This is a genomic window from Spirosoma aureum, assembly GCF_011604685.1.
Lineage (GTDB): Bacteria > Bacteroidota > Bacteroidia > Cytophagales > Spirosomataceae > Spirosoma > Spirosoma aureum.
In genome coordinates this window covers 2,348,410-2,361,613 of the sequence record NZ_CP050063.1, presented here as the reverse complement: position 1 = coordinate 2,361,613, position 13,204 = coordinate 2,348,410, and the positions used below count along the sequence as shown (strand labels likewise).

At 49.0% G+C, this 13,204-nt stretch carries 9 protein-coding genes; 5 read left to right on the top strand and 4 right to left on the bottom strand.

From position 1 onward, the window contains the following. Positions 1 to 38: 38 nt before the first annotated feature. A complete protein-coding gene (locus tag G8759_RS09415) occupies positions 39 to 1,325 on the bottom strand; it encodes a DUF1501 domain-containing protein (RefSeq protein ID WP_167207310.1) in 1,287 nt (428 codons plus the stop codon). Between the two features lie 132 nt (positions 1,326 to 1,457). Further along, positions 1,458 to 3,062 (bottom strand): DUF1800 domain-containing protein, encoded by a 1,605-nt coding sequence (locus tag G8759_RS09410; protein WP_167207308.1) that lies wholly within the window; start codon positions 3,060 to 3,062, stop codon positions 1,458 to 1,460. Between the two features lie 315 nt (positions 3,063 to 3,377). Between G8759_RS09410 and G8759_RS09405 the strand changes: the two genes are divergently transcribed. Together G8759_RS09405 and G8759_RS09400 are read left to right on the top strand one after the other, a co-directional pair. After that, positions 3,378 to 3,773, top strand: coding sequence for a T9SS type A sorting domain-containing protein (locus G8759_RS09405; protein ID WP_162384809.1), 396 nt, complete (start codon positions 3,378 to 3,380; stop codon positions 3,771 to 3,773). A gap of 199 nt (positions 3,774 to 3,972) precedes the next feature. After that, entirely contained in the window at positions 3,973 to 5,169 is a 1,197-nt protein-coding gene (locus tag G8759_RS09400; protein WP_167207306.1) for a hypothetical protein, read from the top strand. 154 nt (positions 5,170 to 5,323) lie between these two features. Here G8759_RS09400 and G8759_RS09395 read toward each other — a convergent pair whose 3' ends face one another. Next, positions 5,324 to 6,391 carry a PLP-dependent cysteine synthase family protein gene (locus G8759_RS09395; RefSeq protein WP_167207304.1) on the bottom strand — a complete coding sequence of 356 codons (1,068 nt, stop codon included), beginning with the start codon at positions 6,389 to 6,391 and terminating at the stop codon, positions 5,324 to 5,326. A 308-nt stretch (positions 6,392 to 6,699) separates the two neighbouring features. Here G8759_RS09395 and G8759_RS09390 point away from each other — a divergent pair, with 308 nt between their 5' ends. From G8759_RS09390 to G8759_RS09380, 3 genes are all read left to right on the top strand, one after another. Next, positions 6,700 to 7,947: a TolC family protein gene (locus G8759_RS09390; RefSeq protein ID WP_232074188.1), complete on the top strand. Its 1,248-nt coding sequence runs from the start codon at positions 6,700 to 6,702 to the stop codon at positions 7,945 to 7,947. Between the two features lies 1 nt (position 7,948). After that, positions 7,949 to 8,908: an efflux RND transporter periplasmic adaptor subunit gene (locus G8759_RS09385; protein WP_167207299.1), complete on the top strand. Its 960-nt coding sequence runs from the start codon at positions 7,949 to 7,951 to the stop codon at positions 8,906 to 8,908. Positions 8,909 to 8,996: 88 nt separating this feature from the next. Next, a complete protein-coding gene (locus tag G8759_RS09380; protein WP_167207297.1) occupies positions 8,997 to 12,179 on the top strand; it encodes an efflux RND transporter permease subunit in 3,183 nt (1,060 codons plus the stop codon). 65 nt (positions 12,180 to 12,244) lie between these two features. On the opposite strand, the gene G8759_RS09375 is transcribed toward G8759_RS09380, so the two are convergent. Continuing rightward, complete coding sequence (locus G8759_RS09375) at positions 12,245 to 12,793, bottom strand: RNA polymerase sigma factor (RefSeq protein ID WP_167207295.1); 549 nt, start codon at positions 12,791 to 12,793, stop codon at positions 12,245 to 12,247. Positions 12,794 to 13,204 lie beyond the last annotated feature (411 nt).

Below are 13,204 nucleotides of genomic sequence, written 5' to 3'. Positions count from 1 at the left end.
GTGGAGGCCGTTTCATCTACTTCTGAAACGGCCTCTTTTTATACCATGGGCAGCAATGGAAACTGCCCCATCAATACCCGCTGCACTTCATTCGGTGGCAGGTTGAGCCACTGCTGCAATACAGTCGCGTAGACCGAACGGAAATCATACTGCATGGCCACATTATCATTGACCGTTGCGGTGGTAGGCAGTTGCGGATTCGTTCCAATAACGCCCACCTTGACCGCATTCCCGAAGTAAAAAACCGGCGCAGCCGCACCATGATCAGTGCCACCACTGGCGTTGGATTTGATCCGGCGGCCAAACTCGGAAAACGTCATACCCATCACCCGATCAGCTACGTTTAGTCCTTTTAAGTCGTCCATAAAGGCTCCGACTGCTTCGGATACCCGGCGGAGCAATTGGGCGTGTGTACCCGTAGTCGTATCATCAGGTTCGGCTTGTTTCGCATGCGTATCGAAACTGCCGGTACTCACCAGATACACCTTTGTCCGAAGCCCACCCGCCACCAGTCGGGCAACGATTTTCAACTGATCGGCAAGCGGGTTTTTGCCCGGCGTGGGGTATTTATCCGATTGTCTGGTTATGCTCAGCGCGGCTTTCTTAATCACACCGGCATATTGATCAGTTTTCTGCGACACTTTTTCGAGATACGCCAGCTGTTCGCCCCAGCGGGTATTGCTCGTTGCATCGGTTTTGTCTTCGATGAGGTTATAAAAATTAGCCGGATTACTAATCGCCAGTCCCATTGTAAAGGCCGGTCCCTGAAAAGCCGACGCCACTACCGAACCAACCTGAATCGCCAGCGGATCGGGCATGGTTTCATTGGGGTACTTATCCGGGAAACCTGGGAACGAGTCGTTCAGATAACGCCCGGCCCAACCCGTATTCAATACCTTATCGGAGTCAGAGCCGGTCATCCAGATGTCGGTAGCCCGAAAGTGAGAGAAATTAGGTTTAGGGTAACTTACAGCCTGCACAATGCCCGCTTTGCCCTCGTTGAATAACAGCTGAATTTCTGAAAGCGCAGGGTGCAGAGCCATGGCGTCGGCGCCATTGAGTTTCAGAACTTTGTTTTGTGGCAGGGCGATATTGGGCCGGGCCGCCTGATACGCGCCATACTGATCGACAGGAATAACCGTATTCAATCCATCATTACCGCCGTTGAGCTGAATAAGCACCAGTACACGGTCATTAATCTGATCATGACCAGCGGCAGGCATCAGCGATGTCTGGGCCATTGCCCTAATCGAAAACCCGTTCAGAAACTGGGGCAACAAAACCCCGGCTACCGCTGTGTTTTTTATGAAGTCTCGTCGTTTCATAGGTAATGAGCGAAAGGGTGAATGAGTGAATGGTGAAAGGGTGAATGAGCGAAAGAGTGAATGGCTACCTCGATTTAATTACCCTTTCACTCATTGACTCTTTCACTCTTTCGCTCATTCATTCTTTCACCATTAGGTTAACTGATACTGCGGTAAATTCATCAGGTACTTGTATAAGCTCTTCAGCTTGCGGGTCACGTTGGTTTTGTTTACGGTATCATCGGGCTTGGCGGTCAGGTTTTGCCAGGCCTGCGTCCAGTAATGATCCGACATCATATCCTGCAAACCCGACAACAAAATGCTGGTTTTAATGTACTGTTTGTCTTTTTCGGGCAGTTCCAGCATATATAGTCTCCGGACAGCATCGTCGATGAGCGCAGCCGGATCGGCGGGATTAGGCAGTGTTTGGGTAAATGCCAGTACGTCGATAGTCAGTTTTTTGCCATTACGCCCAATAGCACCGTTGGTCATGCCATCCGTAAACACGTTGCGCTTAGGCAGCGTATCGGAGTTTACCCAGAGCTTGTCGAACATTGGTTCCTGATAGTAGGCAGGCCAACCAGCCACGTTAGGCGGATCGCCAATATTCTGCTGCATGGCCGCCGTCTGATTTTGAACGGCTAACCACAAACCGTATTGATCGGCGTAGTCTGTAGACTCCGGAAAAGCAATCCCAAACTCGCGGCATAGGCCCACGGTATAGTCGAGCGGACTTTTGATCATTGCGCCCCGATTCATGGCCTGAAAAAAGTGCTGGCTGCCGAACAGTTCACGCAATACGGGTTTAATTTCATAGTTATTGGTCCGAAAAACGTCGGCCAATGGCGTAATGATAGTCGCTTCGGTATCGGCATCAATCTGGTGATAAACAAAAAAGCGGTAGAGTTTCCGGCAGATAAACCGGGCCACTTCGTCCTGCACAAAAATCATTGTCAGCAGATCGTCCAGTTCCTGTTCCCCATCAGGTCCACGCCGTCCTTTTATGGTTGTGTTCCGATAAAATTCGGAGAACGTTTTGTCGCTACTATCGTGTCGGCCCGGATCAAAAAGGCTGACGAACGTAATGGTATCGTTTCGAAAGCCAGTGAGCACTTTAGCAGCGGCTATCACGTCGGCTTCGGTATACTGCGAACCCGGCCCTTTTCCGACCGTAAAGAGTTCCTGCAACTCACGACCGTAGTTTTCGTCTGGTGCTTTTTTGTTGCTGGCCGTACCGTTCAGGTATTTCAGCATGGCCGGATCTTTGGTTATGGCTTTTACCAGCTCTTTAAAGTTGCCCAACGCGTGCTGACGCAATAGCGCATTGTGCCGGTAACACATCAGCGCATTGTCGACCATGTTTGTCTCGGTGGCGAAATGATTGTGCCAGAATACGACCATTTTCTCGCGCAACGTCCGGCTCTGGTTCAGCATCAATCCCAGCCACCAGGCTTTAAATGAGTTTCTACGCCGACCATTGTTCATGCCATCGTAGTTGATGGATGTTGTCCAGGTCTCGCCGGGCATAATCTCATCATCAGTAAACTTGTCGTCGTTGTAGTTATTGATCGGCGGAGGTGGAGCCGGTTCGTCGGCCAGGAGTTCGTTGAGTGCCTTGCGCGGTGTGAGCGCACGAACGTGCACGACGTCATCGGGTTTTGCCCCAAACATTGTCCGTTTCAGCAAGTGCTTTACGTCTTCATCACTCCATTTTCCACGAAATGCTTCCAGTCGGGTTGTGGCTTTTGTGCTTTCCATACCGTTGATTCGTTGATGGGTCACGACTCGTCAGATAGATACCTAACACGAATCAGCGCCTTAGTGGCTCATTTTTAACAAAAGTTTAACCAGTTGAGGAGTCTTTTTCGGTGATCGTTCAGCGGATAAACCGTCGAAAAATGCACTCGTTGCTTTCCCATTCGTTCAGCCATCATCACATTCCCACCACTCATCAAGCGTCTAAACCGTTCCAGTAGTTTGCATTACATAGTACCAGCTAGTGCCTATATCTTTGTTTCACCAATCGGGAATAACCCGGCTAGATTTTAAACTGAAACAAAAAACACATAAATCATGAAAACGCTCATCAAACCTCTGCTTTTGACCCTTTCACTGGGAATCCTTACCTCATTCGCTTCGTTTTCTGAAGCTAAACCAGGTCGTCCTGCTACAGTAGCTTCATATAAATCGGGTATTTACACGACCCTGGCAGGAAAATTAAGCATTGCTCTCGACAAAGAAACGGGTGGTACTGTCGATGTTCGTCTGAAAAATTCGGATGGTTCGGTCGTGTACAGCAAACACCTGGGTAAAAATGAAAGCAAGTACCGGACCCGCCTGAACCTGAGCGAACTGCCCGACGGCGTGTATCAGGTAGAAATTACAAATGGCGTGGAAACAACCACGCAAAACGTGACTCTGGCGACTCAACAACCAACAACACCCAGCCGCGTTGTTGCTATTAAATAACGGTTTGCACCTGATTATCTGCAAAAATCCTCACCTGTTCTGATGGGCGAGGATTTTTCTTTTTAGCCGAGCGAGGTTTACTCATTTTAAACCGATTCTACTGCAATTTAGATAGCCTTTATGCCGGTCTGGCAACTTCATCGAAGCTCGCTATCGGTGATATGCCAAGTTTAGCATCTCAGAATTTGCGTGAACTCACATGAACCGCTCATTCAAAAAAGATAAATTTCGGATGCGTACACTTCGTCATCGACTCCCTATCACTTTTTTAGGCTTAGGTCTGGCCGTGGCTACCATGGCACAGCCATCCGATTGTACGCCCGACTATGCTCAACAAGTTTCCACGTCCTGGAAACGCCAGGCCACTGTCGCTACGAAGCTACGTGCTGGCTTTCCGAAACAGACGTTACCCGCTATCTATGCGCGTCAGGAAAAGTTGCTGGATTTATTTCAGCATGCTTACCCAAATCCCAGCGGCCTGGAAGCTCGGGCTTATCGTAATTTTTATAGTTCCCCGGATGATTACAGGCTGGAGCCGACGGGTTCACCTTTACATTACTCGGTGGTCACCTATTATAAGCATTTCTGGTGTTTTAGAGGTAAAGTTGAGCTTTCGGGTGAAACCGGCACCTGGCTCGAATGCTACGTCAATATGCTTTGGCGATTCATGGATTCGATCGGAAGTGAGTTCACCCTACCCAATGGTCAGAAAATTTATTTCCTACCTGATAAAACGGGTGAGCTTAAAGGGTATCCGATCTACAGCACCCAACGTAATGACCGGACCAACCCGCGCGAATCGATCGTCATTACCGCAGATGGTCGCTTACCTGTTCGGCCAGTCAGCCGGGAGGAGTTTATTCGATCGCTACAGCGTACACTTCAGCAATGGATAAAGGAAAATGACGAAACAACGCTACAACTTGAAGCGTCCTTAAAAGAATCGACGGCATATGCCGATAAAATCCCGTTCAAAACAGAGGCTGAGCGTCAGAAATACAAGGATGATAATCGGCGAAGTGTGGAAGATGGCCGTAAAATCCGGGATAAAACCGCCCAGAAAAACCGTATTCGCTATCAGGAACTAGAAGCCATGTTAGCCGCGATGACACCTGCCCAGCGGTCCTCTCAGGCTATTATCGAGAATGCGACGGGTATGCTGCTTAACGAGCGTGAGCAGGGCACATTCGACGAACAGGCCAAAAACGGTCACCCACTTGTAACCCATGATTTTGCGTATTCTGATCCGAAATTACCGCGTCATGCCATTCAGTTCGTGCAATTGTGGTTGCGATACGAAGACGCGCCAGACATGGTGGCTAAACGAGAATTAATGCGCCAGTTTCGACAAAATATTGATCTGGACGGTTTCAGGGCATTAATCGAGAAAAAATAATTTACCAACAGAACGCTTAAAAAAGTAGAAACCTGTCTTTTCAGGAATCTTGACTGGCTTTATTCTTATAGGACTTTCGCTCAGACGCGTGCCACGGCTATTAATGATGAGCAGACAAACCGTGGCACGCTTCACAGCGAAAGGCTTATCTTAGTCAAAAAACACCAGGTCGGCCTACCAATAGGCGACTGATGGGCCGATAATCGGTAAACATAATGTCGGGAGCAACATAACCTGGTTTTACAGGCTCCTCCTTGACCAGATCGGTGCTCAGGTATTTTTTGTTGCTGTCGCACAGAATGGTCACGACCCGGGCATCGGGGCCCAGTTCACGCTGGAGGTTAATGGCTCCTATCAGGTTAGCCCCCGATGAGATTCCGACGGCTACTCCCAGTTGTAAGGCCAGTTTCTGAGCCACCAGAATAGAATCGCCATCGCTGGCCTGCACCACCCGATCCAATTCATCCAGCTTCAAAATATCCGGAATAAACTCATCGAAAAAACCCTGAATCCGGTGGGTTCCTGTTTTGTAACCTACCGATAATGTTGGCGATTCGGCGGGCTCGAGTGGGTGAATCCGAATATCAGGCTTCCGGGATTTAAGGTAGCGTCCAACGCCCATTACCGTACCGCCCGTACCAACTCCGGCCACAAACGCATCCGGCGTAATATCAACACCCTGTAACTGCAACCAGATTTCCTTTCCCGTAGTCAGCCGGTGCGCTTCGGCATTATACTGATTAGCGAATTGACGAGGCAGGAAAACGTGCGGATCGCTGGCGGCTAATTCTTCCGACCGTCGGATGGCACCCATAAAACCACCCTCTTCTTTCGTAAACAGAACAATATCAGCACCCAGACTCCGAATAATATCAATCCGCTCCTGACTGATACCTGCGGGCATAATGATCGTTACAGGATGGCCCAATGCACGTCCTACCGCCGAAAAGGCAATACCCGAACTGCCGCTGGTCGCTTCTACAATGCGGTCGCCCGGTTTTATGTGACCCTGTCGGTAGGCCTGATGCAGAACATGCAAAGCCATTCGATCTTTCATGCTACCCGTCAGGTTGTAATGTTCACACTTAACATACAACGAACGGGGTTGCCCCTGATCGGTATAAAATAATTCCAGCATTGGCGTATTGCCAACCAGATGCCAGAGGTGCTCAAACTTTTCCTGGATAGCCGGTTTCAACCCGGTTTCGATCGATGAATTCATAAAAACCTTGCCCTTAACAGCACTACGGACCAATTGCAGGCTGGATTTGGCTTACAACTTAATCATTAGTGAGCAAAAAAATGCCATTAGTCAGTGTATAGCTAACTGCATCTGATCGGTAAGCTATCGATTTCAATTGCATCCTGTGTTAACGTTTACATTATGAGCAATTCTTCGAAATAGTAGTAAGTACATTTAACAACCTTTTAATTGATGTTTTGCCTGTTTTAGCTGATGAGCGTTGTTACTTTGCTAAGTTCACTTTCGATCGAATGCTGGTAAAAAGAATCCTATACTGCCTACTGTGCATGGGTTATACAAGTCTGGGGGTTTTGGCCCAGGCTCCCCTAACGTTACGCCAGGCTTTGCAGCAAGTTCGTGCCAATAGCCCTGCCTTACGGGTTGAGCGTCTGAACATAAGCGCTGCTCAAGCCGATCAGACCACGGCCAATCTGCGTCCAAACCCCGTTCTGAACAATCAGACGCTGATTCAATTGACGCCAACACCCGGTGCCGAAGCGGTAGGTCCATTCGGCCGACAACGTCGACAGTTCTGGCTTCAGGCAACGAAAGAATTTGACATTTACAATAAACGGCAATACCGCAGCCGCTTTGCCGAAGCAAGCACCAATCTAGCTACCCAGAGTGTAGCCGAAACCGAGCGAAACCTGCTTTTCGATGCTGCAAATCGATTTCTGGATGCCTGGTATGCCCGAATTCAGCTTTCACTGCTGCAACGTGCCAAGGCAAATGTCGATACACTGGTTCAGTTGAATAAAGTACGGTTAAAAAACCTGGTCATCAGTAATACGGATCTGACTCGTACGCAACTCATCTCAGATCAGTATGAGATTCAGACCCGCACCGCTCAACAGGATCTGCTCAACCGGCTGAACGAATTACGGCTTGTGCTGGCAACGACCGATAGCATCAATGTTGCGATGAACGACTCGATTGTCAGTGCAACGGTTATCAACCCACTTGGCTTTTTCCCGACAGTAAATGCCAGCGCCGATAGTCTGCTGCGGCTGGCTACGACAACCCGAACGGATGTAAAAGTCGCGGAGGCAAACCTCGAAACGGCCCGACGCAATGTAGATCTACAACAGGTTCTGGCCAAGCCCCGGAATGAAGCCGGCCTAATCTGGAACCCACAGAACGCCATCCCTTATGCAGGTGTCTTCCTGACCATTGAATTACCCGTCTACAGTCGAAATCAGGGCGAGATACAAAAATCGCGGGTGTTGCAGGAGCAGGCCGGGCAAGCTGCCGCTTTAGTACAGGCACGAATCCGATCTGAAGTCCAGACATCCTATCAATCATTCGTAACCAGCCGCCAGAACGTAGATCGATACACTGCCATACGGCGCGATGCCGATCAGGTGCTCGCTTCGGTACGGTATGCCTATCTGCGGGGAGCCACTACCCTGATCGATCTTTTACAGGCGCAAAGTTCCTGGTTCGATACCCAAACGGCTTACTACCAGACTCTCTATACCTACCGTCAGAACTACGTTCGATTGCTATATGCGACCGGGCAAATCAATTCCTACTAAAATGAAATTTTATCATATCCTTTTCGCGCTCATCGTCCTGATGGCTGGCTGCAAAAGCAAACCCAAGCCCGTTGTCAAGTCGATACCACGTCCAACGGTGAGCACAGACGGCGGCCGCATTGCCTTTCCGGATGCGATTATGATGCGCTCTTTCACCACACAACCCGCTCATTCAGAAGTAATTCGGACCGACTTTTCGGCTCCGGGCCACGTAGCGGCTATGGTATTGAAATCAACCGAAAATCCCGCGGAGCGTTTAGTACTGTTCGATGATCCGGGCCTGTCGGATAATTATACCGCCATTTTGCAGCACCGAATAAACATCCAGACCCAACGGGGTAACCTCGACCGGGTGAAAGATTTACAGGCTCACGGTGCTGCATCTGGTAAAGAAGTGATCGAAGCTCAGACGCAGCTGGCCAACGAAGAGGCAGCCATCATTTCTGACGAAGCCACTCTGAAACTTGCGGGCTTCGATCCCGAAGAATTACGCCGTGCCCGGCCAAATACAATTCTGGTCGTTTGTGAAATCCCTGAAAATCAGTTTGGTATCATCACAAAAGGGCTACCCTGTACACTCAACTTTACTTCCTTCCCCAACGATCGTTTTGTCGGTCGGATCGACAATGTAAACGATTACGTAGACAATACAACCCGCCAGATTAAACTGCGCATTTCGGTCGCGAACCCCGATGGTCGACTTAAGGCAGGGATGTTCGCAACGGTGGGCTTCGGTGTTACAGAAGGTAAATTCATGACCGTATCGCGAGACGCTGTGGTAACCGTGCAGGGTCGCGATTATGTCTTTGTAAAAACGGGTCCACAAGTTATTGAACGTCGGGAAGTGCAGCTTGGCCAGCAACGCAAAGATCTGGTGGTTGTTCTTGGCGGCCTGCGCGAAAACGAGCCGGTTACGGTAGAGAATACACTCCAATTGAAGGGATTGAGTTTTGGCTATTAACCATTAAGATCTGAAAGGACAGACGCTGGACACTGAGTTTAATTCCGATAATTCAGTATCCGATAGCTAACTGCCCGGGTCCTCTACTATGATTCAGAAACTAATAACATTTTCCCTCAAAAATCGCTGGATCGTGGTTGGTCTGGCGATCGCTGTCATGGGATTGGGGCTCTGGTGCTTCAAGCTGCTGAAGATTGAAGCTTACCCCGATATTGCCGATACAAACGTCATTATCATTGCCAAATATGACGGTCGTGCGGCTGAGGAAGTCGAGCAACAGGTCACGATCCCGATCGAACGGGTACTGAACAATGTTCCCCACGTTACGGACAGACGCTCCCGCACCATTTTCGGCCTGTCGGTCGTTCAGTTGAACTTCGATGAAACCGTTACAGATTACTTTGCCCGACAACAGATCATTGAACGGCTGAGTGGCGCTCAACTGCCGGATGGCGTCGAACCTGAACTGGCTCCACTTACAACGGCCGTGGGTGAGATCTACCGCTACGTTATTGAAGCGCCGGCCAGCATGACGCCCATGCAACTGCGTGATTTACAGGACTGGACCATTATTCCGCAGCTATTGCAGGTACCCGGCCTGGCCGATGTAACAACGTTTGGCGGACCAATCAAGCAATACCAGGTTATTCCGGACCCGGCCAAACTACGCAAGTACAGCCTGACGTTACAGGAAGTCATTGAAGCCCTCCAGAAAAATAACCAGAACACAGGGGGCAACATCATTGCCCGAGGAGGTCAGGGATTTGCCGTACGGGGTCTGGGTGCGCTGAAATCACCGGAAGATGTTCAGAATATTGTCCTGAAAACCAACGAGGGCGTTCCGGTACTTGTCCGCGACGTAGCCAGCGTCGAAATCAATCCTCCGTCGCCATCCGGTATTCTGGGGTATCGGATTCCCGACGAAAATCTGGACGTAATCGGATATACGGAAGGTATCGTTCTGCTGCGCCGGGGCGAAAACCCGAGCGAAGTGCTGGAATTGCTGAAGGAAAAAATCGCGGATCTCGAAGCGCGTGAATTGCCCAAAGGCGTTCATCTGCGCGTACTGTATGACCGCGGCTTCCTGATCGATCACTCACTCGAAACCGTTGCCCATACGCTCATCGAAGGCATTTCGATTGTCGTTATTCTACTCGTATTGTTTCTGGGGAGCCTTCGGGCCGCGCTGGTGGTTACGGTCACAATTCCGTTTTCGCTGTTGTTTGCTTTTATCCTCATGAAACTGGTGGGCATTCCGGCCAACCTGTTGTCGCTGGGGGCGATTGATTTTGGTATCATTGTCGACGGTGCCAGTGTTATGGCCGAGCACCTGATCCGACGCTACCGCGCATCGGGACCTGCCGAACAAAACCAGGGCATTGTGAATCTTACCGCGCGGTCGGCCGGTGAGGTGGCGCGGGAAATTTTCTTCTCGGTCACCATTATCATTCTGGCCTACATGCCCATCCTGCTCATGCAACGGGTTGAAGGAAAGCTTTTTAGCCCGATGGCATTAACCTTATCGTTTGCCGTAATAGGCTCGCTTCTTTGCGCGCTGACTGTTATACCGGTGCTGATTTCGTTTGCGTTCCGAAAAGCCCTGGCTCCCGGTGGCAAGCCGTTAAAGGAACACAAAAACTTCCTGCTGTCGCCCTTAGAAAAAGGGTATCAGTGGCTATTGCACTCGACTTTATTCCGGGCTCCCCGATTGGTGGTCGGGGTTGGTATGGCGGTTGTACTGGTGATGATTGGTTTTGGCATAAAGCTTGGCACTGAGTTCCTTCCTGAACTCGATGAAGGCTCTATTTTCATGCGGGCGTTTATGCCATCGGGGATCACAATTCAGGAAAACGCCAAAATTGCACCTAAAATCCGCGACATTGTTGCCAAATACAAACCCGTTAGCTTCGTCATTACCCAATCTGGACGGAATGATGATGGTACAGACCCCTTTCCCTCCGACCGTACCGAAATTCTGGTTGGCCTGAAGGATTACAGTACCTGGTCCGACAGCATTTCGAAGAAGGAAATTGTGAGCCAGATGCAGAACGAATTGCAGGAAGCATTCCCTGGCGCGTTTTTCTCATCCGGTCAGCCGATCATTGATCAGGTCATGGAAATTGTGACGGGCAGCGCGGCTGATCTGGCAATCTCCGTTGTGGGGAATGACCTGACGCTTATGCGATCCAAAGCAGACAGTATTGCCGCATTGGTTAAAGGGATGAATGGCGCAGTTGCTGTCAATATCGAGCAGGAAGGCCCTCAGGACCAGTTGGCGATAAAAATAAATAGACCGGCCGCAGCTCGTTATGGTATCAATGTGTCAGAAATTGAAAACATGATTGAAGCCGCTATTGGCGGCAAAGCCATCGGCACGATCTATGACGAAGCGAAACGATACGACATTGTCGTGCGCTTCACACCCGAGAGCCGGGGCAGTATCGACGCGATCCGGCTCCTTCAGGTTCCGTCGGCAACGGGGGCGCTGATTCCGATGAACGAACTGGCCGACATTCGTTATGTGCAGGGGCAAACCAATATCTACCGCATCAATGGCAAGCGCATGGTTACCGTACGGACCAACATCCGGGGTCGCGATCAGGGCGGTTTCGTGAAGGAAATCAGCCAGAAAGTTCGGAAGAATGTCAAGATTCCGGAAGGCTACAGCATTATCTACGGCGGCCAATACGAAAACCTCGAACGTGCTGGTGGCCAGCTCAGTATCTCCATACCCCTGACTATCGTTGTGGTATTTTTATTCCTGTTTATGCTCTACGGCAACGTGCGGGATACGTTGCTGACTCTCACCTGCCTGTTGTTTGCCCTGGCCGGTGGCATAGGCGCCCTGCTGCTTCGTGGCTATAATTTCAACGTCTCAGCCGGGGTTGGATTCGTGTCTATCTTCGGTATATCGGTCATGGCGGGCGTATTGCTGGTATCCGCCCTGAACCGCAATCTGATGGCTAGCTCCAAACCGTTGCTTGATGTCACGATTGAAACGGCGCAGGAGCAGTTCCGGGCCATAATGGCGATCATGGTTGTGGCGATTATTGGCCTTGTACCGGCGGCTATTTCGAGCGGTATCGGCTCCGATGTGCAGCGCCCTCTGGCTACAGTTATCATCGGCGGTTTAACAACGACCTTGTTTTTTACGCCCCTGATCATTCCACCTCTGTTCTACCTCGTTTACCGTCGCCGTCCTCGCCCAACCCCGCTCGACTCGACCGGCAAACACCTGCCCGAACCAATTGAGGAAGGAACAGAAATCTGAACCGAACTGCCTATTTAAGAATACCGATAGCAATCCCAGAAGGCAGTTTCTGTATGCACAGCAAGCTACATTGGCTCGTTATACATTCCATTCAATTTATCCCGAGTACGCTTTAACCGCATTTTGACAGCACTCTCTTTAAGATTGTATTGCTGAGCAATAGCTTTTATTGATAGGCCTTGTTCATATTTAAGCCGAACCAGTTCTAATTCACTATCTGGCAGACAATTAATCATTTTTTCAAGATATTGAAGGCGAAATTCAAGTAAGCCTGACTCATCCTGATCAGCCAACGATTCACCCAGATTATCGGATAGGTACTCAAGATTGATTCGTCGACTGGCCTTAATTCTGTCTATACAGTAATTATGAGAAATGGAAAAAAGCCAGGTAGAAAAGGCGGATCGATTCTCAAATGACTTTATATTCTCAAACACTTTCAGAAAGATATCGTGTGTATAATCCTGCGCTATTGACCTGTTTTGCGTCATGAACAGGCATTTTTGATATACCTTCTTCACATAGCGTGTGTAAATCGTTTCAAATGGATTCGTAGCATAAGACGTCTGATTACCCTTATGCCATTCTTTTTTAGTTTGTAAAGATGGATTCATAATATTTATCTTATTACATAGAATTAATAGAGATAAATATAATAGACTAAGTATAAATACAAGTCAAGTTGGCGTTATGCTTACTACTTTCAATTATTGTAAATATTATAAAATACTATTAGAATAATCTCATTAAGATCATAGGTAATCTCGAATTAGGTATAATATTCAAACCAAAGAGAATCAATTTATTTACATATATATATTACCTATTAACCAAGTATATTTACTAAGTGGCACTAGCGCCAAACGGCTTTGTCATCAATTACCAATAGAACTAGTTACAAAAGAAGACATACTCAACTGTTTAGTTTGGCCAGGAGTGTCACTTGATGCGTCTGATCAGCACTCCATGAAATTACCCCTAGCCAGCGTTAGGTTTTATAGTTCGACTGATGCAATTATTTCTCT